Source organism: Pseudomonas karstica (genome assembly GCF_009707515.1).
In the GTDB taxonomy this organism is placed as follows: Bacteria; Pseudomonadota; Gammaproteobacteria; order Pseudomonadales; family Pseudomonadaceae; genus Aquipseudomonas; species Aquipseudomonas karstica.
On the sequence record NZ_WLYI01000033.1, the window covers coordinates 48,181 to 69,140 of the forward strand.

General features: G+C 57.5%; 22 protein-coding genes. 11 read left to right on the top strand and 11 right to left on the bottom strand.

Features of this window, described 5'->3' with window-relative positions:
• Nucleotides 1-57 precede the first annotated feature (57 nt).
• Together GIR22_RS21365 and sthA are read left to right on the top strand one after the other, a co-directional pair.
• Nucleotides 58-1,068 carry an FAD:protein FMN transferase gene (locus GIR22_RS21365; protein WP_154745256.1) on the top strand — a complete coding sequence of 337 codons (1,011 nt, stop codon included), beginning with the start codon at nucleotides 58-60 and terminating at the stop codon, nucleotides 1,066-1,068.
• Nucleotides 1,069-1,258: 190 nt separating this feature from the next.
• Nucleotides 1,259-2,653, top strand: a complete 1,395-nt coding sequence (gene sthA / locus GIR22_RS21370) for a Si-specific NAD(P)(+) transhydrogenase (RefSeq protein ID WP_154745257.1) — start codon at nucleotides 1,259-1,261, stop codon at nucleotides 2,651-2,653.
• 42 nt (nucleotides 2,654-2,695) lie between these two features.
• On the opposite strand, the gene GIR22_RS21375 is transcribed toward sthA, so the two are convergent.
• Entirely contained in the window at nucleotides 2,696-3,418 is a 723-nt protein-coding gene (locus tag GIR22_RS21375) for a glycerophosphodiester phosphodiesterase family protein (RefSeq protein ID WP_178122395.1), read from the bottom strand.
• A 66-nt stretch (nucleotides 3,419-3,484) separates the two neighbouring features.
• Nucleotides 3,485-4,069, bottom strand: coding sequence for a PilZ domain-containing protein (locus GIR22_RS21380; RefSeq protein ID WP_154745258.1), 585 nt, complete (start codon nucleotides 4,067-4,069; stop codon nucleotides 3,485-3,487).
• Between the two features lie 94 nt (nucleotides 4,070-4,163).
• Here GIR22_RS21380 and GIR22_RS21385 point away from each other — a divergent pair, with 94 nt between their 5' ends.
• The 3 genes from GIR22_RS21385 to GIR22_RS21395 are packed head-to-tail and all read left to right on the top strand — an operon-like array spanning nucleotide 4,164 to nucleotide 7,407.
• Entirely contained in the window at nucleotides 4,164-5,414 is a 1,251-nt protein-coding gene (locus tag GIR22_RS21385; RefSeq protein ID WP_154745259.1) for a lipoprotein-releasing ABC transporter permease subunit, read from the top strand.
• A gap of 6 nt (nucleotides 5,415-5,420) precedes the next feature.
• Nucleotides 5,421-6,104 (top strand): lipoprotein-releasing ABC transporter ATP-binding protein LolD, encoded by a 684-nt coding sequence (gene lolD, locus GIR22_RS21390; protein WP_154745260.1) that lies wholly within the window; start codon nucleotides 5,421-5,423, stop codon nucleotides 6,102-6,104.
• Between the two features lie 58 nt (nucleotides 6,105-6,162).
• Nucleotides 6,163-7,407: a lipoprotein-releasing ABC transporter permease subunit gene (locus GIR22_RS21395; protein WP_154745261.1), complete on the top strand. Its 1,245-nt coding sequence runs from the start codon at nucleotides 6,163-6,165 to the stop codon at nucleotides 7,405-7,407.
• Between the two features lie 57 nt (nucleotides 7,408-7,464).
• On the opposite strand, the gene GIR22_RS21400 is transcribed toward GIR22_RS21395, so the two are convergent.
• Together GIR22_RS21400 and GIR22_RS21405 are read right to left on the bottom strand one after the other, a co-directional pair.
• Nucleotides 7,465-8,820: a heavy metal sensor histidine kinase gene (locus GIR22_RS21400; RefSeq protein ID WP_154745262.1), complete on the bottom strand. Its 1,356-nt coding sequence runs from the start codon at nucleotides 8,818-8,820 to the stop codon at nucleotides 7,465-7,467.
• Nucleotides 8,820-9,500, bottom strand: coding sequence for a heavy metal response regulator transcription factor (locus GIR22_RS21405; RefSeq protein WP_154745263.1), 681 nt, complete (start codon nucleotides 9,498-9,500; stop codon nucleotides 8,820-8,822). Before GIR22_RS21405 ends, GIR22_RS21400 begins: the two co-directional genes overlap by 1 nt.
• A gap of 157 nt (nucleotides 9,501-9,657) precedes the next feature.
• Here GIR22_RS21405 and copI point away from each other — a divergent pair, with 157 nt between their 5' ends.
• Nucleotides 9,658-10,188 carry a copper-resistant cuproprotein CopI gene (gene copI / locus GIR22_RS21410; protein ID WP_154745264.1) on the top strand — a complete coding sequence of 177 codons (531 nt, stop codon included), beginning with the start codon at nucleotides 9,658-9,660 and terminating at the stop codon, nucleotides 10,186-10,188.
• A gap of 67 nt (nucleotides 10,189-10,255) precedes the next feature.
• Nucleotides 10,256-11,086, top strand: a complete 831-nt coding sequence (gene queF / locus GIR22_RS21415; RefSeq protein WP_154745265.1) for an NADPH-dependent 7-cyano-7-deazaguanine reductase QueF — start codon at nucleotides 10,256-10,258, stop codon at nucleotides 11,084-11,086.
• Between the two features lie 121 nt (nucleotides 11,087-11,207).
• Here queF and GIR22_RS21420 read toward each other — a convergent pair whose 3' ends face one another.
• The gene (locus GIR22_RS21420; protein WP_154745266.1) at nucleotides 11,208-11,474 is read right to left on the bottom strand and encodes a DUF4404 family protein; all 267 of its coding nucleotides are present in this window, start codon (nucleotides 11,472-11,474) and stop codon (nucleotides 11,208-11,210) included.
• A gap of 110 nt (nucleotides 11,475-11,584) precedes the next feature.
• Nucleotides 11,585-12,196 (bottom strand): HAD superfamily inactivated hydrolase PcrP, encoded by a 612-nt coding sequence (gene pcrP / locus GIR22_RS21425; RefSeq protein ID WP_154745267.1) that lies wholly within the window; start codon nucleotides 12,194-12,196, stop codon nucleotides 11,585-11,587.
• Between the two features lie 197 nt (nucleotides 12,197-12,393).
• On the opposite strand from pcrP, the gene GIR22_RS21430 reads away from it, so the two are divergent.
• From GIR22_RS21430 to rssC, 3 genes are all read left to right on the top strand, one after another.
• The gene (locus GIR22_RS21430) at nucleotides 12,394-13,083 is read left to right on the top strand and encodes an MlaA family lipoprotein (protein WP_154745268.1); all 690 of its coding nucleotides are present in this window, start codon (nucleotides 12,394-12,396) and stop codon (nucleotides 13,081-13,083) included.
• A 459-nt stretch (nucleotides 13,084-13,542) separates the two neighbouring features.
• Nucleotides 13,543-14,724, top strand: coding sequence for a two-component system response regulator RssB (rssB, locus tag GIR22_RS21435; RefSeq protein ID WP_154745269.1), 1,182 nt, complete (start codon nucleotides 13,543-13,545; stop codon nucleotides 14,722-14,724).
• Complete coding sequence (rssC, locus tag GIR22_RS21440) at nucleotides 14,724-15,206, top strand: anti-sigma factor antagonist RssC (RefSeq protein WP_154745270.1); 483 nt, start codon at nucleotides 14,724-14,726, stop codon at nucleotides 15,204-15,206. The genes rssB and rssC overlap by 1 nt, the downstream gene beginning before the upstream one ends.
• A 91-nt stretch (nucleotides 15,207-15,297) precedes the next feature.
• Here the strand turns inward: rssC and tal are convergent, their stop codons facing one another.
• Complete coding sequence (gene tal / locus GIR22_RS21445) at nucleotides 15,298-16,224, bottom strand: transaldolase (RefSeq protein WP_154745271.1); 927 nt, start codon at nucleotides 16,222-16,224, stop codon at nucleotides 15,298-15,300.
• A 179-nt stretch (nucleotides 16,225-16,403) separates the two neighbouring features.
• Complete coding sequence (gene dusA / locus GIR22_RS21450; RefSeq protein WP_154745272.1) at nucleotides 16,404-17,399, bottom strand: tRNA dihydrouridine(20/20a) synthase DusA; 996 nt, start codon at nucleotides 17,397-17,399, stop codon at nucleotides 16,404-16,406.
• A gap of 363 nt (nucleotides 17,400-17,762) precedes the next feature.
• On the opposite strand from dusA, the gene GIR22_RS21455 reads away from it, so the two are divergent.
• Nucleotides 17,763-18,275 (top strand): hypothetical protein, encoded by a 513-nt coding sequence (locus GIR22_RS21455; RefSeq protein ID WP_154745273.1) that lies wholly within the window; start codon nucleotides 17,763-17,765, stop codon nucleotides 18,273-18,275.
• A 105-nt stretch (nucleotides 18,276-18,380) separates the two neighbouring features.
• Here the strand turns inward: GIR22_RS21455 and GIR22_RS21460 are convergent, their stop codons facing one another.
• The 3 genes from GIR22_RS21460 to pmrG all read right to left on the bottom strand — a co-directional run bounded on the left by GIR22_RS21460 (nucleotide 18,381) and on the right by pmrG (nucleotide 20,744).
• Nucleotides 18,381-19,115 carry a phosphatase PAP2 family protein gene (locus GIR22_RS21460; protein ID WP_218581668.1) on the bottom strand — a complete coding sequence of 245 codons (735 nt, stop codon included), beginning with the start codon at nucleotides 19,113-19,115 and terminating at the stop codon, nucleotides 18,381-18,383.
• A gap of 76 nt (nucleotides 19,116-19,191) precedes the next feature.
• Nucleotides 19,192-20,058 (bottom strand): phosphatase PAP2 family protein, encoded by an 867-nt coding sequence (locus GIR22_RS21465; RefSeq protein WP_154745274.1) that lies wholly within the window; start codon nucleotides 20,056-20,058, stop codon nucleotides 19,192-19,194.
• Nucleotides 20,058-20,744 carry a lipopolysaccharide core heptose(II)-phosphate phosphatase PmrG gene (gene pmrG, locus GIR22_RS21470; protein ID WP_178122396.1) on the bottom strand — a complete coding sequence of 229 codons (687 nt, stop codon included), beginning with the start codon at nucleotides 20,742-20,744 and terminating at the stop codon, nucleotides 20,058-20,060. Before pmrG ends, GIR22_RS21465 begins: the two co-directional genes overlap by 1 nt.
• Between the last annotated feature and the right edge of the window lie 216 nt (nucleotides 20,745-20,960).

Below are 20,960 nucleotides of genomic sequence, written 5' to 3' on the forward strand. Positions count from 1 at the left end.
CCCTGGAAGGTACTTGCCTACAGGTCAGGTTTTGACAGCAATAAGGTTTTGTTGCCTATGGGTAGTCTGCGGCAGGTGGTGATAGTGTGCGGGTTCGCGGCGTTGGCCGGTTGTGACGGTGACTCGCTGGAAAGCTTTGGCGGCCCGACCATGGGCAGCACCTATTCGATCAAATACGTGCGCACGCCTGGAGTACCTGGCCCGGATGAAGTTCAGCGTCAGGTTGAGGGGGTACTGGCTGAGGTCGACCGACAAATGTCGACCTATCGCGGGGACTCCGATATAGAGCGTTTCAATGACCTGCCCGCCAACAGTTGCCAGCCGATGCCGGAGTCGATCCTGCACCTGGTGCGCACGGGAGAGCGGTTGGCCGAGGCCAGCAATGGGGCTTTCGACCTGACGGTCGAGCCGCTGCTGAATCTCTGGGGATTCGGCCCGCAGGCTCGTGAGATAAAAGTCCCGGACGCCGTAACCCTTGAGCAGGTGCGCCAGCGTGTCGGCCACGCTCATCTACGCATCGAGGGCCAGCAGTTGTGCAAGGACGCCGCCGTTGAAGTCGACTTCAATAGCATCGCTGCTGGCTACGCGGTTGACCGCATTGCTGCGCAGCTGACCCGGTTGGGTATTCAGAGCTACCTTGGGGAAGTCACCGGCGAACTCAAGGCCGCAGGTCGAAAACCCGATGGCTCACTCTGGCGCATCGCCCTGGAAGAGCCCCGGGATGATCAACAGGTGGCCGAGCGGATCATCGGCGTGAATGGCTTCGGCGTATCCACATCAGGTGACTATCGCAATTATTTCCAGCAGGATGGTCAGCGTTACTCCCATACCCTCGATGCGCGCACGGGAGCGCCGATCACTCACCCATTGGCATCGGTGACGGTGTTGCAGCCGTCGGCGCTGATGGCTGACGGATTATCGACGTTGCTACTGATCCTCGGGCCTGAGCAAGGCTGGGAATACGCAGAAAAGCACCAGGTTGCGGCTTTTTTTGTGATGCGCGAGGGGACAGGCTTCGTCACACGGAGTAACAAGGCTTTTGAGCAATTGACGGCGGTGAAACCGTAACGAACGCTATGTAGTAAAGGCAAAACTGGCCTACGACGCGACCAAGGGTTAATGTGCGCGGCGTTGAGGCTTATATAGACTGTGCCCCGGTTCATACACCTGAGCCCATTTGATCCTTCATGACCGCTGGCCGCGGCATGATTTAGCCAGGCGCCCAACCGTGCGTCCTGGCCTGTTCTGAGGAGTACGCATGGCTGTCTACAACTACGACGTAGTGGTACTGGGTTCCGGCCCGGCTGGAGAAGGTGCGGCGATGAACGCCGCCAAAGCTGGGCGCAAGGTGGCGATGGTCGATAGCCGTCGCCAGGTCGGCGGTAACTGCACCCACCTGGGCACCATCCCGTCCAAGGCCTTGCGTCACTCGGTGCGCCAGATCATGCAGTTCAACACCAACCCGATGTTTCGGGCCATTGGTGAGCCGCGCTGGTTCTCGTTCCCGGACGTGCTCAAGAGCGCTGAAAAAGTCATTTCCAAACAGGTTGCCTCGCGTACGGGCTTCTATGCCCGCAACCGTGTCGACCTGTTCTTCGGCACCGGCAGCTTCGCCGACGAGCAAACCGTCGAAGTGGTCTGCGCCAATGGCGTGGTCGAAAAACTGGTGGCCAAGCACATCATCATCGCCACCGGCTCGCGCCCGTATCGCCCAGCCGATATCGATTTCCACCACCCGCGTATCTACGATAGCGACACCATCCTCAGCCTGGGCCACACCCCGCGCAAACTGATCATCTATGGCGCCGGTGTGATCGGCTGCGAATATGCCTCGATCTTCAGTGGCCTGGGGGTACTGGTGGAGTTGGTGGATAACCGCGACCAGTTACTCAGCTTCCTCGACTCGGAAATTTCCCAGGCGTTGAGCTACCACTTCAGCAACAACAACATCACCGTGCGCCACAACGAGGAATACGATCGCGTTGAAGGCCTGGACAACGGGGTGATCCTGCACCTCAAGTCCGGCAAGAAGATCAAGGCCGACGCCTTGCTCTGGTGCAATGGCCGTACCGGCAACACCGACAAGCTGGGCCTGGAAAACATCGGGGTCAAGGTCAACAGTCGCGGCCAGATCGAGGTGGACGAGAACTATCGCACCGGCGTGACCAACATTTACGGTGCTGGCGACGTGATTGGCTGGCCAAGCCTGGCCAGTGCCGCTCACGACCAGGGGCGTTCGGCCGCTGGGAGCATTGTCGACAATGGCAGCTGGCGCTACGTGAATGATGTACCGACCGGGATCTATACCATTCCCGAGATCAGTTCCATTGGCAAGAACGAGCATGAGTTGACCAAGGCCAAAGTGCCTTACGAAGTGGGCAAGGCGTTCTTCAAGAGCATGGCGCGTGCGCAGATTGCCGGTGAGCCGCAAGGCATGCTGAAGATTCTGTTTCATCGCGAGACCCTGGAAGTTCTCGGTGTGCATTGCTTCGGCTACCAGGCCTCGGAGATCGTGCATATTGGCCAGGCCATCATGAACCAGCCGGGTGAGCAAAATACCCTCAAGTATTTCGTCAACACCACCTTCAACTACCCGACCATGGCTGAAGCCTATCGGGTAGCGGCCTACGACGGCCTCAACCGGCTTTTTTGAGCGGCTCCGGCCGGTGGCCTGAGCCGGCCGGGGAGACCGATTTCAGTAATTCCCGAGAGTGGCAGTGGCCAAACCGGGAAAGTCTGTAATCAGGCTATCTACGCCGAAGTCGGCGAGCCTGCGCATCAGCGCAGGTTCGTTGACTGTCCACACCGACACGTGCAGTCCTTGGCGCTGGGCTTTTTCCAGGCGCTCAGGGGTGCACAACGTCCAGTTCAACGCCAGAATCTCACAGCCGTAGTTTTGCGCGACCTTCAGCGGATCGAGCCAGGCGTATTCGGCGACCAGGCCCCGCGACAGGTCCGGGGTGAGTTCGACGGCGGCTTTCAATACCTCCCGCGAGCTTGAGGTCACAGTGACCTTATCCATGATGCCGAACCTTACGGCCATTTCCCGAATCGCCAGGACGGTGGTGGCGGCGCGGGTGCGTGAGGCGCTTTTGACCTCCAGTTGCCAGTGATCGAAGTCGCACTTTTCAAACAGCTCTTCCAGGCGTGGAATTGGGCAAGGATTAACCCAGCCCGGTCCGCTCTTGCGTGCGTCCATCTTCACAAGGTCCGCCGCTGAATACTCGACGACCTTGCCGCGACGGTCGACGGTACGCTTGAGGGTCGGGTCGTGGATGACCATCAACTCGCCGTCCATGGACAGGTGCAAGTCCAGTTCGCAGCGACGAACGCCGTGCTTGAGGCATTCCTGAAAGCTGGTCAGGGTGTTCTCTGGTGCCTCGCCTTTGGCACCGCGGTGGCCGTAAATCAGGGTCACAGTTGCTCCTTTACGCCAGGTGTCCTGGCGGGGTGGATGGCACAACAGGCCATTCAATGATCGTATTCAAGTGTCTTGGGCTTCGCTTTGTTCCCGTGCCAGACGCCGTTCCTGAGCCTGCTTCTGCAGGATATGGCGCGCCAGCAACTGGCGTTGGGCGTCGGTCATGGCTTCGAACTCGGTACTGAGTTCAAAACCGTCGCCTCGGGCATTGCAATGGGTAACCTTGGCTCGTAACAACAGGCCCAGCGCCTGGGGCATCAACACCAGTTTGACCGCCAACTGGCTGCCGGGTGCCACGGCGCTTGGGTGCTGGAATTCGATGCCGCCTTCGGAAATGATCACCGGTTGGGGTGTGCCGATCTCGCTCAGCAAGCTTTGCGCCATGATCTGGCTGAGCAGGTCGATCCGCTTGTTCTGGACTTTGAGGAAGGCGGCCAGGGTTCGGTCTCGCTCACCGATCTGGCGCAGCAGGTGCTGGGATTCGAATTCACTCAGGTGTAATTCACTGAGCAGATTGAAGAGTGGCGAATCATCCAGCAACACTTCCTTGCTCGCCGCTTCCGGGCCGGACAGAGGGCTAATTTCCAGTGCGATCATGTCCTCGATACGGTAGTATTCGCGGCGATCTTCTTCATCTAATGTCGACATGGCGAACCCAAGGCAGCGGTGATGGTCTGAGTGTAAAGCTGCTTACCTGACCCCGCCACAAGGACGTCTTCTTTTCCTCCGAACAAGCCCCGACATGTTCAGACCTCTCTTCGTATTTATTGGCACGCGTTATACCCGTGCAAAGCGCCGCAATCATTTTGTGTCATTCATTTCCTTGACCTCGATGATCGGACTCGCCCTTGGCGTAGTTGTGATGATCGTCGTGCTCTCGGTGATGAACGGCTTCGATCATGAGATGCGCACCCGCGTGCTGGGCATGGTGCCCCACGCGACCATCGAGTCTGGTGAGCCCATCAGCGATTGGCAAAGCCTGGCCGCCAAGGTCAAGCAGAACCCCAAGGTCCTGGCGGTTGCGCCCTTTACCCAGATGCAAGGTCTGTTGACCCATAATGGCAAGGTGCAGAAAATCCTGCTCAATGCCATCGACCCGGCCGTCGAACGCAACGTCTCGATCATCGATAATTTCATGCAGCAGGGCAAACTGGACGACTTGTCGCCCGGCAGCTTTGGCATCGTGATCGGCGATAAGGCCGCGGCCAAGCTCGGGGTGGGCATCGGCGACAAGCTGACCTTCGTCGCTCCGGAAGTTACGGTGACCCCGGCGGGGATGTTTCCGCGCATGAAACGCTTCACCGTGGTCGGTGTGTTTCACGTCGGCGCCGGTGAGATCGACGGTTACCTGGGACTGACCAACCTCACCGACCTGGCCCGCCTGCATCGTTGGAAGCCGGATCAGGTGCAGGGCCTGCGCCTGAAATTCAACGACTTGTTCGATGCGCCACGTACTTCATGGGAGATCGCCCAGCACTTGGGAGAAACCCAGTACTACGCCCGCGACTGGACCCGTACCCACGGCAACCTGTACCAGGCGATTCGCATGGAAAAAGCCATGATCGGCCTGCTGCTGCTGCTGATCGTCGCTGTCGCCGCCTTCAACATCATCTCCACTCTGGTAATGGTGGTAAATGACAAGAAGGGCGACATCGCTATCCTGCGCACGCTCGGCGCCACGCCGGGGCAGATCATGGCGATCTTCATGGTCCAGGGCACAGTGATTGGTGTGGTGGGTACCTTGATTGGTACCGTCGTGGGGATTTTCGCCGCGCTGAACGTCAGCGCCGCGATTGCCGGCCTGGAAGTGCTGATTGGCCACAAGTTTCTTAATTCCGACGTTTATTTCATCGACTACTTGCCGTCTCAGGTGCAGAGCCAGGACGTGTTGATGGTCGGCGCCGCGGCGTTGGTCCTGAGTTTCCTTGCCACCCTGTATCCAGCCTGGCGCGCGGCACGCACCCAGCCGGCGCAGGCTTTACGTTATGAGTGAATCGGCATGAGTGAAAAAGCAATCCTGAGTTGCCGCGACCTGGGCAAATCCTACGAGGAAGGCCCGGAGTCCGTGGTTGTGCTGTCCAACCTGCAGTTGGAACTGCATCCGGGCGAGCGTGTGGCGATCGTCGGCAGTTCGGGCTCCGGCAAAAGTACCTTGCTCAACCTGTTGGGTGGCCTTGATACGCCGTCCCAGGGCAGTGTCTGGCTGGCCGGTGAAGAACTGTCGGCCCTGGGCGAGAAAGCCCGCGGCCAGTTGCGCAACCGGTCCCTGGGTTTTGTATACCAGTTCCATCACTTGCTGGCGGAGTTCACGGCCCTGGAAAACGTCTGCATGCCGCTGTTGATCGGCAAGACCGCCATACCTGAGGCGCGTCAGCGGGCTACGGCGTTGCTGGAGCGAGTCGGCCTTGGCCATCGCCTGGAGCACAAGCCGGCTGAATTGTCCGGTGGCGAGCGCCAGCGAGTGGCCATTGCCCGGGCCCTGGTCAACAATCCGGGCCTGGTGATGCTCGACGAGCCTACCGGCAACCTCGACTCCCATACCGCCCAAGGCATCAAGGACTTGATGCTGGAGTTGAGTACCCAGATGCGCACGGCGTTCCTGGTGGTGACCCATGACATGAGCATGGCCCGGCAGATGGACCGTGTGCTGCACCTGCAGGAAGGTCATTTAGTCGCCATCTGACGTGTTTCAAGCCCGGGCACCTGCGCCCGGGTTTCTATTTTTTCAACGGTGCCCGCGAATGTTCAGACCGTTATCGATTTTCATCGGCACGCGCTATACCCGCGCCAAGCGCCGCAACCGTTTTGTTTCGTTTATTTCGATGACCTCGATGATCGGCCTCGCCCTGGGCGTACTGTCGATGATTGTGGTGTTGTCGGTGATGAACGGTTTCCAGCGAGAAATGAGCTCACGCATTCTCGGCATGGTGCCCCACGCCACTATCGTCGGTGTCAACCCGATCAGCGATTGGCGGCCTGTAGCTGCCGCAGCGCTGAAAAATCCCGCCGTCACCGCTGCCGTGCCATTCACAGAGATGGAGGGCATGCTGTCCTACAAGGGCTCGATGCAGCCGATCCAGATCAGCGGTATTGACCCGGCCCAAGAGGGCAAGGTGTCCATCGTCGCCCAGCATATAGTCCAGGGCAGCCTTGAAGACCTGAAACCCGGAGAGTTTGGCGTGGTGATCGGTGAGATCACCGCGCGGCGTTTCCGCCTGAATGTTGGCGATAAACTGACCCTGATCGTGCCGGAAATCAGCACCGCGCCCGGCGGTATCACCCCGCGCATGCGGCGTTTGAATGTGGTGGGTGTGTTCAAGGTGGGGGCCGAACTGGATGGCTCCATGGCGTTGATCCACGTTGCCGACGCCGCCGAGATGCAGCACTGGCAGCCGAACCAGGTGCAAAGCGTGCGCCTGGCGGTGAAGGACTTGTACGCGGCGCCGAAGGTTTCGGCGGACATCGCCAGCGGTCTGGGCGCGGACTATAGGGCGGACGACTGGACCCACACCCAGGGTAGCCTGTTCAGCGCAATGAAGATGGAAAAGACCATGATCGGCCTGTTGTTGCTGATGATCGTCGCGGTCGCTGCGTTCAACATCATCGCCACCTTGATCATGGTGGTGAACGACAAGGGCGCAGACATCGCGATCCTGCGTACCATCGGCGCCACGCCACGGCAGATCATGGCGATCTTCATGGTTCAGGGCACGGTGATCGGGGTTGTGGGTACCTTGATTGGCGGCATACTGGGTGTGATTGCGGCACTGAATGTCAGTGAGTTGGTGGGTTGGCTGGAGCGGGTCACCGGGCAGCATATCTTCAGTTCGGACGTGTACTTTGTCAGCAACCTGCCTTCGGAGCTCCAGGGCGGGGATGTGCTGCTGATTTGCACGGCCGGGTTTGTGTTGAGCTTTTTGGCGACGATCTACCCTGCGTATCGGGCGGCGAAGATTGAACCTGCGCATGCCCTGAGATACTCCTGACCTGATTGTTCCCATGCTCCGCGTCACAAGATCGGACGCGGAGCGTGGGAATAATCATTAACCTTCCTTTGGCAACTCGATCACAAACCTTGTCCACCCCATCTTCGGTTCACACCGAATCGTCCCCCCATGAGCCCGTACAATCGACTGGGTAATCGCCAGCCCCAGTCCCGCATGCTCACTGCTACCTTCATGCCGCGCCGGATCCGCCCGGTAGAATCGATCAAACAACCTTGGCAGCAACGCAACTGGAATACCTTCCCCGGTGTTTTCCACGCTCAGCTTCAGGTGATGAGCCTCTTCGGTAATCCTTACGCTGAGTTCTCCACCTTGCGGGGTGAACCGCAATGCGTTATCCAGCAGGTTGGACAGTGCGCGGCGCAACATGCTGCGGTCGCCGAGGGTGTCGGCCTGACCTTCTCGGGACATGTTTACCCGGGCGTCTTCGGCCAGCGGAGCGAAGAACTCCAACAATGCATCCACCTCATCCGCCAGCGCCAATGGTTCGCGCTTGGGTACCAACAGGCCATGATCGGCCTTGGCCAGGTACAACATGTCATTGACCAGTTGCGCCATCCATTGCAGCTCTTCCAAATTGCTGTGCAGCGCTTCGCGATAATCTTCCAGCGCCCGTGGGCGGGTGAGGGTGACTTGGGTGTGGGTCAACAGGTTGGATAATGGTGTGCGCAGCTCATGGGCGATATCGGCGGAAAATGCCGAAAGCCGTTGGAAGGCGTCATCCAGTCGGCCGAGCATGGCATTGAATGCCTGGGCCAATTCCGCCAGCTCCGCAGGCATCTGCTCTTGGGGCAGGCGCTGGGTCAGGGAGTGCACAGATACGCTGGCGGCCACCTCGCTCATGCGGCGCAGCGGTCGCAAGCCACTGCGGGCGGCCCAGGCGCCGAGTAGCGCAGTGGCCAGGGCCGAGAGGCCAACCGTCAACCAGATTAGGCGCTGCATGCGTTGCAGGAAATGCTGGTGGTGGGTGATGTCGAGCATCAGGCTGAGTTGCGGGGAATCCGTTTTGCCGGGCACCAAAGGCGCGTTGTACACGCGGTAATCGGTGCCGGCGTTTTGCAGGCTGTGCAGGCCGGCGCCGGAAGGTAAGTGGATGCCCGAAGCCCCGTCGAACCAGTGCTGACCATTCGCCGCGCTGACCCGCAAGATGAGATCCGGCTGGCGGCTCAGTTCTTCGCGCAGTGTGCTTTCACGTTGGGTAAACAACGTGGGTGTATTGGCGCCTTGCAAGGTACTGCGCAGAGCTACCAGCTTGCCGTCGAGCAATTGCTGGTCCAGCTCGATAAAGTGCGTTTCGCTGGCACGATTGAACAGCACGCCCGCCAATAACGACACCACCGCGGTACAGGCAGCAAACAGCAGCGCCACGCGGCTGGCCAGGGATATTCGTTTCATCAGCAAAAGCGCTCTTCAAGCACATAACCCATGCCGCGTACGGTATGAATCAGCTTGTGAGGGAAGCCGTCATCGACTTTCAGGCGCAGGCGGCGGATCGCCACTTCAATGATGTTAGTGTCGCTGTCGAAGTTCATGTCCCAGACCTGGGACGCGATCAGCGACTTGGGCAGCACCTCGCCCTGGCGCCGCAGGAGCATTTCCAGCAGGGCGAACTCCTTGGCGGTCAGGTCGATACGTTGGCCATTGCGCTCCACACGACGGCGAATCAGGTCCAGGCGCAGATCGGCCAGTTGCAGGCTGGTCTCCAGGGGCATGTTGTTACCACGGCGTAACAGGCTACGTACCCTGGCCAGCAGTTCGGAAAAAGCAAAGGGCTTGACCAGATAATCATCGGCTCCCAGTTCCAGGCCATGGACCCGGTCTTCCACGGCATCCCGTGCGGTCAGGAACAGCACCGGCATGTCCATGCCGGCACTGCGCACGGCCTGGAGAATCTGCCAGCCATTACGCCCCGGCAGCATCACATCGAGAATCAACAAGTCGTAGTCGCCGGTCAGTGCCAAATGCTGACCAGTGGTGCCATCGGCTACCAGTTCGGTGTTGAACCCGGCTTCGCTCAGGCCCTGGCGCAGGTAATGGCCGGTTTTCGGTTGGTCTTCGACGATTAGCAGTTTCATGGGCGGCTCGTGGCAACGGGTAACAATGGGCTTTATACCCTGGGCTTCAGGGTGCAAGTCCAACCTGACAAAGTTGTAATCTAGCCGTCAGGTGGCTGGCAGCGTCGGATTATTAGAGTTTCCCACAGGCTGATTCGAAACCCTCTGGAGAGTGAACATGTTTTTGCGTAAATCCTGCTTGTTGGCTGGCGGCTTGCTGGTACTGAGCTTTCCAGTATTGGCCTCCCCGGGTGAAACGTTCAGCTTCGGGGAGGCAGCGCCTGCCGCCAAGGCCACCCGTACCGTGGAAGTGGTGCTGCAAGACATTTCCTTTTCTCCCGAATCCCTGGATGTAAAAGCCGGCGAGACCGTGCGCTTTGTGTTGGTCAACAAGGGTCAGTTGCTTCACGAGTTCAACCTGGGCGATGCGGCAATGCACGTCAGCCATCAGCAGGAAATGCTCAAGATGCAGGCTGGCGGGATGCTCACCGCCACCGGCATGAAGAAGGACGGTATGGACCACAGCACCATGGACCACGGCGATATGGGTGCCATGAAACATGACGACCCCAACAGTGTGCTGGTGGAGCCGGGCAAAACCGCCGAACTGACCTGGACCTTCGGCAAGGCTGGCGCGCTGGAGTTTGCCTGCAACATCCCTGGGCACTATCAGGCAGGCATGGTGGGCAAACTGACCGTCAGTCAATAAGCGCCGAGACGCAAGGCGGGTGCAAACGCTGGTAGAATGACGGGGTTTATTTAGCCAGGTTTCCGCCATGCATCCCGCAGCCGAACATTCGCCGCTGGGCAAGTCCAGTGAATACATCTGTACCTACACCCCATCGTTGCTGTTCCCGATTCCGCGCGCTGCCAAATGGGCCGAGCTGGGCCTGAGCGCCGAGACCCTGCCGTATAAAGGCGTGGATTTCTGGAACTGCTTCGAACTGTCATGGTTATTGCCGTCCGGCAAGCCGGTGGTGGCTATCGGTGAGTTCAGTATCCCGGCTGATTCGCCGAATATCATTGAGTCAAAGTCCTTCAAGCTGTACCTCAACTCGCTGAACCAGACATCGTTTGCCAGTGTGCAAAACCTGGAGGCGACCTTGCATGCCGACTTGAGCGCGGCCGCTGGCAAGCCGGTCAGTGTGCGAGTCTGCAGCCTGGCCGACGTTGAGGCCGAAGGCGTGGTATCGATGCCGGGCATATGCATTGATGACCTGGACATCAGCGTCAGCAACTACGAGCACCCGCGCCCTGAATTGCTGCGTTGTGATGAGTCCCGGGTAATCGAGGAGAGTGTTCACAGTCATCTGCTCAAATCCAACTGCCCGGTGACCAGCCAGCCCGATTGGGGCAGCGTGGCAGTGGAGTACCGTGGCGCAGCGCTGGATCATGCGAGTCTGTTGGAGTACCTGGTGAGTTTCCGTCAGCACTCGGACTTTCATGAGCAGTGCGTGGAGCGGATCTTCCTGGACCTGCAACGGTTATTGAAACCTGAGAAGTTGACGGTGTATGCGCGTTATGTGCGTCGTGGTGGGTTGGATATCAACCCGTACCGCAGCACCGAGGTGATGGAGTTCCAGAACCTGCGCCTGGCCCGCCAGTAATCTGCCTCTGTAGGAGCGAGCTTGCTCGCGAAAAACGTCAACGATAACGCAGCGTGTCAGTCAGCCTGCGGTGTCGATTCGTTCTTCGCGAGCAAGCTCGCTCCTACAGGGAAGCGGTGTATCAGATCCCGATATTGCCCAGGGTCTGCACGATATTGCGCAAGGTTCCGGCAATTGCTGGGTGCTCCAGCTCAAAACGCTCGACTGCGAGGTTGACGCCGTCGGCGAGGCTGCTGTCTGGAGCTACAGCTTTTTCCAGCTCCATTTGCGATTGAATCTGCTGCATCAAGTCCTGCAGATTTTCGCGCTCGGCTTCCGACAGCGGCGGATTCTGCTCCAATTGCTCGCGCAAAGTATTGATCTGTTCTTGCAGTTCGCGGGCAGGCATGGCGTTCTTCCTTTTATCGATAGGCACTGGCATAGACCGCGGCACACCGGGAAAGGTCTACGGGCTGACCTGTAGATTAATCCACTGGCGCCGGTTGTGCATGATCTCGATCAGGGCTTCTCGCCTTTGAGCTGGCGCAGGCTGATGTCCGCCAGACACGTTTCCAGTTCGCCCAGGTGGTCGATCACCGAATGTACGCCCAACCCATATAGCGCGACTGTCGCCTTGGCACGCTTGTGTTCCCGTTCTCGCTCGTCCAGCGCTTGCCATTGCTCGGGCGAGAGCCCGCACAGCGAACCGCAGGACGCCAGGCCGATCGTCCACAACCCTGCATTGAGCCCCGATTGCAGCAGGCGCGGCTCGCCACTGACCAATACGCAGCCTTCCAGGCGCTCGATGTTCAACTCCATCAAGGCCTGCCAGCAGGCGTGAGGCGCCGGCCAGCGGGAAACTGCAGCGGAGGTGGCCTTGACCCAGCGTGGCAGGTCGGCGGCCAAGGGCGTGGAAATAGCGCTCGGCAGTTCGTCTAGCCAGGCACAGGGAGTGCCTTGCTCTTCCAGGTGGCGCAGGATCTTCAGGGCACCGGGCGTGGCGCGTGTACTGGAGGAGGGCGTGATGGTGTTGCGGGCCTGGGAACCAAAGTCCACCAGGCAGCCACTCAGGCCGAACAGTACAGCGCTCAAGGACGGGGCGCAGGCGGCAACAGTCTTGGCTTGGGGCATTTCGTCATCCTTGAAAATAGCTGTAACGCTATCCGAAGGCGATGACAGACAGATGACAGTCGATTTTAGTTGTAGGAGTTTTGCAAATTCCATGAATGACATTTCCTTCGGGCTGCCTAATCTGACACTTCCGTCATATACTGGATGCCTCATTCAGGGCATAGCGCCCATGACAGACCATTCAAGGAGTTCAAGCTATGCGCTGGAGCCATTACCTCGTTCAGTTATCCGTGTGTGCCGGTGCCCTGCTGGTACCTTTCGTTGCCCAGGCGGCTTCGGAAGATGATCCATGGGAAGTCATCAACCGACCGGTCTTCACCTTCAATGACACTCTTGACACCTATGCGCTTAAGCCATTGGCCCAGGGCTACCAGTTCATTACCCCGCAATTTGTTGAAGACGGTGTCCATAATTTCTTCCGTAACATCGGTGACGTCGGCAACCTGGCCAATAACGTGCTGCAACTCAAGCCGCATGCGGCGGGCGTTGATACTGCCCGTTTGCTGATGAACACCACGTTCGGCGTGTTGGGTTTTATTGACGTTGGCACCAAAATGGGGCTGCAACGCAGTGACGAAGACTTTGGCCAGACCCTCGGTTATTGGGGTGTAGGCAGCGGTCCTTACGTGATGCTGCCGTTGCTGGGGCCAAGTACTCTGCGTGATGCACCGTCCAAATACGTCGACAGCTTCACTGAACCCTATGGCTACATGCACGACATTCCATGGCGCAACAGCCTCATGGGCCTCGACCTCGTCGATACCCGCGCCAGCCTGCTGTCGGCCGAGAAGCTGATCAATGGCGACAAGTACACCTTCATCCGCAACGCCTACCTGCAGAACCGCGAGTTCAGGGTCAAAGATGGCAAGGTTGTGGACGACTTTTAAGGGGCATACCTTGAATGAAAAAGGCGGCCTTCGGGGCCGCCTTTTTTGTGTGTATTGATTTCAATGCGTCTTGAGAGCTTTACAGGCCCATGCTGGGGCGCCGTCTTTATCCCTTGTCCATATCGGTGTGCATGCGCATGAAATCGCGCTTTTGTGCTTAGTCCTGCTCGTTCCTGCTCACAGGATCCATCCTTACATTGTGTTGGGGTTTTGGTCGTTCTTATAACTCCCGGTAATTTGCGACGTAAAGACGCCCGGCGACCATCGGCATGAGCTTGAAACCCCTGACGGATGGGAGTACCGTCTGCGCCTTAGAAGGGCACCTCTGGTTTTACTTTTGTGCGTGGGCAAAAAGCACGTACTTTGTAGGACAGAGAGGCTAGAAAGCGAATCCAGTAGTGTGAGCCCGACCTTTGCCTGGCTGCCTACACCAACCTAATTCTGGCGCCGTTTGCCCACATGCAAAAAACCAGTGCCACGCTGCTGATAATCGATGACGACGAAGTAGTACGCGCGAGTCTCGCGGCCTATTTGGAAGACAGTGGCTTCAGCGTCCTGCAGGCCGGCAATGGCCTCCAGGGTCTTCAGGTGTTCGAGCGCGATAAGCCCGACCTTGTGATCTGCGACCTGCGCATGCCTCAGGTGGGCGGCCTCGAGCTGATCCGCCAAGTGACCGACATTGCCCCGCAGACGCCAGTGATTGTCGTGTCCGGTGCCGGGGTGATGAACGATGCCGTCGAGGCCTTGCGCCTGGGCGCAGCCGATTACCTGATCAAACCCTTGGAAGACCTGGCGGTGCTGGAGCATTCGGTGCGCCGAGCCCTGGATCGTTCACGGCTGCTGGTGGAAAACCAGCGTTATCGTGAAAAACTGGAAACCGCCAACCGCGAACTCGAAGCCAGCCTGAACCTGCTTCAGGAAGACCAGAACGCCGGTCGCCAAGTGCAGATGAACATGCTGCCGGTCAGCCCCTGGAGCATCGACGAGTTCCAGTTTGCCCATCAGATCATTCCGTCGTTGTATCTGTCGGGTGATTTTGTCGACTACTTCCGCGTAGATGAGCGGCGTGTCGCGTTCTACCTGGCCGATGTCTCCGGCCATGGCGCCTCCTCGGCATTCGTGACCGTGTTGTTGAAATTCATGACTACACGGCTGTTGTTCGAATCCAAACGCAACGGCACCTTGCCAGAGTTCACTCCCTCGCAAGTGCTGGGCCACATCAATCGGGGCCTGATCAGCTGCAAGCTGGGCAAGCACGTGACGATGGTGGGCGGCGTGATTGATGAAGAAACCGGTCTTTTGACCTACAGCATTGGCGGTCACCTGCCATTGCCGGTTTTGTACACTCCGGACAGTGTGCGTTATCTGGAAGGGCGTGGTCTGCCTGTGGGCTTGTTCAACGAAGCCACCTACGAAGACCACGTGCTGGAACTGCCACCGACCTTCAGCCTGACGCTGATGTCCGATGGCATCCTGGACCTTTTGCCAGAACCTACACTCAAAGAGAAAGAGGCCGCCTTGCCCCAACGGGTCAGGTCGGCGGGCGGCAGCCTGGATGGCCTGCGGCAGGTTTTTGGATTGGCCACGCTAGGGGAGATGCCGGATGATATCGCCCTATTGGTGTTGAGCAGGAATCTTTGATGAGTACCGGAAGAATCCAGTTCGCCGAGCAAGACGGGACCTTCGTCCTGAAGTTTGTCGGTGAAGTGCGCCTGACCTTATGTTCGGCGCTGGATGCCACGATTGAGCGGATCTTCACAGCGCTGAACTTTTCGGCGATCGTGATCGATCTGACCGAAACCCGCAGCATCGATAGCACCACCCTTGGGCTGTTGGCCAAGTTGTCCATTCTGTCTCGGCAGAAGATCGGATTGCTGCCAACCGTTGTCACCACCCACGAAGACATTACCCGGCTCCTGCAGTCCATGGGTTTTGATCAAGTGTTCAACATCGTTGATCGGCCGATCCCATGCCCGGAATGCCTGACCGATCTACCGTCCCAGGATCAGTCCGAGGAAGTGGTACGGATCAAGGTGCTGGAAGCCCACAAGATCCTGATGGGCTTGAACGACTCCAACCGCGAGGCGTTCCACGACCTGGTGAATGCGCTCGAGCGGCATTAACGAGCCCAGAGCAAGTGCCGAGATACCACATTTTTCGGCATAAAAAAGGGCAGCACCTTCACAGGTGCTGCCCTTTTTGCTGTTGCCGGTTTTAGAGCTTGGCGGTCAGTAGCGCTTCGAGTTTTTCCTGGTCGCGGGCAAATTGACGAATGCCCTCGGCCAGCTTCTCGGTGGCCATCGCATCCTCGTTGGACTCCCAACGGAACTGCGCCTCGGTCATGTGCACACGGGCTTCGCCGGCATGGCCAGGTGCCAACTTGCGCTCCAGCTTGCCATTATCGGCCGCCAGTTTTTCCAGCAGGTCAGGGCTGATGGTCAGGCGATCACAGCCGGCCAACTGCTCTATCTGGCTCAGGTTGCGGAAGCTCGCGCCCATTACCACGGTCTTGTAGCCATTGGCCTTATAGTAGTTGTAGATGCGCGTCACCGAGTGCACGCCTGGATCATCGGCGCCGGTGTAGTCTGTGCCGTTGGCCTTCTTGTACCAGTCGTAGATGCGACCCACGAACGGCGAAATCAGGAACACGCCAGCTTCGGCGCACGCCACGGCCTGGGCGAAGGAGAACAGCAGCGTCAGGTTGGTCTGGATGCCTTCTTTTTCCAGTTGCTCGGCGGCACGGATGCCCTCCCAGGTGGAGGCGATCTTGATCAGCACGCGGTCACGGCCGATGCCAGCCTTTTCGTACAGGTCGATCAGGCGATGCGCGCGCTTAAGCACCGCATCGGTGTCGAATGACAGGCGGGCATCCACCTCGGTGGAAATGCGGCCAGGGACCACTTTCAGAATTTCTTGACCTACCGCTACCGCAAAACGGTCACTGGCCAGGCCGACATCGCCGTTGCAATCGGCAACGCACTCGTCCAGCAGCTTTGCATAGGCGGGTATCGATGCGGCCTTGAGCAGCAGAGACGGGTTGGTGGTGGCATCCACCGGTTTGACGCGAGCGATAGCTTCAAAGTCGCCGGTATCGGCAACGACGGTGGTGATTTGTTTGAGTTGTTCCAGCTTGGAAGTCATGGGCGTGCTCTGTCCTATGGGTCTGATGACATTACCCGAGGGCTGACAGCCACTCAAGGGCGCATGTACGTTCAATGGCCCGCAGCTGCAACTACCTGAAAACAGTCGTTTGAATGGCGGGCCTTGCTGGTAAATAGGAGGGCAAAAGGCGGGACAGGTTCAACCTGGGTGACACAAGGTTACCGCCCCTCCAGCAACTCCCCAGCCTTATCCAACAACGCCAACGGATCACTGGCCTTGTGAATATCCACCGACAACAACTGCCGAAACTTGCGTGCCCCCGGGAAACCGGTCCCCAGCCCCAGCACGTGGCGCGTGATGTGATGCATCGAGCCGCCGGTGGCCAGGTGCTCGGCTATATAGGGCCGCAACTGCGCCAGCGCCTCAGCCCGGCTGATCACCGGCGCCGTACTCCCAAACAGCCGTTGATCCACCTGCGCCAGCACATAGGGGTTGTGATAAGCCTCGCGCCCCAACATCACCCCGTCAAACACCTGCAGATGCTCCTCGCACTGTTCAAGCGTCTTGATCCCGCCGTTGAGAATAATCTCCAGCTCCGGGAAGTCCTGCTTCAACTGCGCGGCCACCTCATAACGCAACGGTGGAATGTCCCGATTCTCTTTCGGTGACAACCCCTCCAGAATCGCAATCCGCGCATGCACGGTAAAACTGGTGCAGCCTGCGTCCTTTACCTGGCCGACGAAATCACACAATTGGGCATAACTGTCCCGACCATTGATCCCGATGCGGTGCTTCACCGTTACCGGAATCGACACCGCATCACGCATGGCCTTCACACACTCAGCAACCAGGGCCGGGTGTGCCATGAGGCAGGCGCCAATCATATTGTTCTGCACCCGGTCACTGGGGCAGCCGACGTTAAGGTTCACCTCGTCGTAACCGGCGTCCTGAGCCATGCGGGCACAAGCGGCCAAGTCTGCCGGAACACTACCGCCCAACTGCAAGGCAAGCGGGTGCTCGGCTTCGTTGTGGCGCAGGAACCGCTCGTGATCACCATGAAGGATCGCGCCGGTGGTAACCATTTCGGTGTAGAGGAGGGTATGTTTGGAGAGCAGACGCAGGAAGAAGCGGCAGTGTCTGTCCGTCCAATCCATCATGGGTGCGACGGAGAAGCGGCGGGAGAAAGCTTGCGTTGGAGCTGTGTGTGAGGGCATTAGGATCTGAGATGGAGAAGGCGAAGGGCAGGGAGTTTAACAGGAATGGGCTGGCGAGGATGGGAAGGCTGAAGCTGTTGGGGCTGTCAAAATTTAATAAAGCTGCCCTTTTTTTGGTTATTTTTTTGCTATTGCCTATTACCTAGCTAAATTTTTATAAATTTCTCCGTAGAAAATGGACGATTAGGAGTAGCGGATGCTCACATTTTTTTCAATGGCTACTCTGGCAAATGACTCTTAGTCTATTCAGGTATCTAGCAGGCTTCAAATATCATATAGATAAATATTTAAAATTCGATGAATCAGCCAATAGTTATTATTTGACCATGGACGAATTCGTCATGGCGCTGTCGTGAGGTAGTGATGAGTGTATTGATAGGGCGTGAAGACAGAGCTCGTAATTTTAGAGTGAGTGCGCTGATTATTGTTGTTGGTTATACCTGTTTTACTGTGGTGGGTTGTTGGTTTTTGGTTCAGAATGGAAAAGTTCCGAATGAGCTTAATTCAGAAACTGGAGAAATTTCAACGGCGTTAGTGGGGAGGGATACTGTTACAACTATATCAAACAGCGTTGGAGAGTTTGCATTCACATGTGCTACTGGCCTAGGAGGATACAGTCAATGTATTCCCGACAAATTGCTGCCCAATTTGCCCAGGGGCGCAGCGACTGTTTCTTGGTATGAACAAGCGCGCTTTCCATTTGGTACATCCCGAAAACTTGTAGAGCTAAAGATCAATGGAGAGCAGATAATTTCGAAAGATATGACAATCGCCAGAATTGAGGGTACGGTCAATTTCGGCCTATGGTCATATTTTTGGATGGGCGTTTTCATGGCAATTATTGCGGGTGTCTTGTGGATAAAGTCGGAAAGATAATAGATGACTGTCTAGCCCTGAGTTTGCTCATCAGACACTTCGATCTGGCGAGCATTCTCGTCTAAATGGGTGTCCGCTTCATTAGACCCCTACAAGCCCCGTTTCTCACTCCCGTGCATCATGTTGAGTGATCACCGCCTGGGGCCCGGGCCGATAGAGTATCCAGCGGTAACAGAGCACACAAATCACCCAATCAAATAATAGGGTCCAGAGGTTGTGGGAGAGAAAGTGAGCACCTTGAAGCATCCTGCCCACGGAGAAGATCGTGCCCAGCCCAAGGGCTATCCCAAGGGCGATTCGCGCACCTCGCGGATGGCTGTCGCGCAAAGCGAAGAACAAGGCCAGCAGCGAGAAGCCGGTTGAAGCATGACCGCCCGGCCAGCAGCGGCCGGGCTTGAGGGTTTCCGCACGCGGGCTTAATAACGGCGTATAGGTTTCGCTACCGCCGAACTCGCTCAGGCTCCACGGGCAATGCACCGCGGTCAGCGCCTTGAGGGGCGTAACGATCGAAGTGGTCAGCGCCATCGCCAGGACCACATAACCCAGCGGCCGACGCCATTGAAGGAGCCTTAGGGAACGCAGGCTTACCAGGAAGCCGATGATGATCAGGACACTCAGCAGGATCACGGCTTGCTTAGCGCGATCATGCAGGATGTCCTCCAGCCAGAAACTTTGGCGACCAATAAAACCTGCCCCCGGCGTATAGAACAGGTGGGCAATGGAAAAATCCACGGCGGTAGGGTCGAGAAGCAGCATCAATCCCATCAGTGCGATCGGGATGCCTAGCGCGAGGCGAAAGTCAAAAGGACGCGACACGCGAAGCGGTAGTGCGATAGCCATGGACAGGCTCCGTTTATTGGATTGCAGGTGCAATGCATACTGAATGTTTGTTAAGTGCCCGGTTACCGAAACAGACTCAATCCGGCGAACTGGCAGGCGATGCCTCAGCGCAACGATTCGACGCGTCATCACCTGCTCGGGGTGAGTTTGCGCCCCTTCGGATAGGTTGTTGCAGCGTTGCACGACCGTAAAAGCACAGCGCTACCAGCAACGTGCTCAGCCACACGAAAATACCGGCCCAGAGGGTGTGCGAAAAATAGTGCCAGCCTTGCAGTACACGTGTTGTGCCATAGACAAGGCCCAGGACGATCACGCCAGCCAGCAACAGATTGGAATACTGCCAACGATAGCGTCGCGCAATGAAGTACAAGGCGAACAGGCTGAACGCGCTTGAAGCATGGCCACCAGGCCAGCATCGCCCAGCTCCGGCTTCGCGCCATAGGGTGAAATTCTCGAACCATTCCTTACGGACTTCAGCGCCACCATAAAGCGTTGTTTCCACCGGGCAATAAACGCTGGTATGACTCTTCAGGTAATGAATCACGCCAGTACTCAGGGCAAAGGCGACGATGACGAAGAAAAAATCAAGCCTGTGGCGGCGCAAGAAGCTCAGTGGTGTCGCCAATCGCGAATGAACAACGCGCCTGGCGAACTGTGTTTCCCGGTATTTTTCAAGGCACGGCCAGACAAACGACAACAGCGCCCCGATGATCGCCAGCTCACCCGTCCAATCCGGAACGATCCGGGTCCACTTGTGGGTAATTTTTTCAAAAAGATGACTCTCGCCTATTGGGAAGACTCCAGCGACAGGGTCATAGAACAGGTTACTGAATAAGCGGTCCAGGTCGGTCATGTCGAAAGCCATGAACGTCACCAAAGCCAACAGTACTGGCAGACCGAGATTACCGCGATAAAAGTCAAAACGACCACGGGCCACGTTCATCAATTCAATTGCTCAACGTTGAGGTTTTTCCATTGGGTGGCGTCCATCGAACCGAGGATTCTCGGTGCGTGTGTGCCATCCACTTTGACGAACAAGGCTTCGGTGTAGGCGCTGGAACGCTCCCAGGCAAGTACACCCATCTTGCGTTCAAATTGGTCGATGCAACCACTGTGGGTAATCAGGACTAGGTTCTCTGTCGATTTTTTATGCGCCAATACGGCGTCCTTGAAGCCGCTGTCGCAGTCACCGAGCCAGCCCTGGACCTGCACGGCCCGTCCAAGTATTAAATCAGCCGTCTGCCGAGTGCGAGTCGACGGGCTGGTGATCATTCGGGCGTTCTCAAGCCCCAACTGCCTCAAGCCGGCGCTAACGGCCATTGCTGAATGACTGCCGCTTACAGTGATGCCATCAGCGCTGCCAAGGCATGGGTTACTGGAGCGGTCACATCGTTCGGCATGCCTGATCATCAGCACAACGTCTCCTTTTGCCCACTGCGCATAAAGTGTTGACTTGCTCAGGTTGGAGGCGATGCCCAAGTCGACAATAGACGTCGCGGTCCATAACCAACCGACTATCGCTAGAAGCGTAATGCTGGCCGTGATCAGTACGATAGATAAGTTATTGAAAGCAAGTCTTCGAGATGCGCTTCTGGAAATTATCGACTCATTTATCACAGTGTGGATCACGGCAACGCTCCTTGAAATATACAACGGTGTGCTACCCCGACTTGATTACCGAACTTCACCACACCCGTGACAGGACGATAAAATAAGCGGCGTGGTTGGTCGGTGAAAACAGTGTGAAAAATTAGTCGGAATGCGTGTTTTACTCCTCCGTTGTCTTTTTAAGTCAGTCTCTAAAAAGCTCGCCCTGCGGCCCACCTTTTATTTGCATATTTTTCA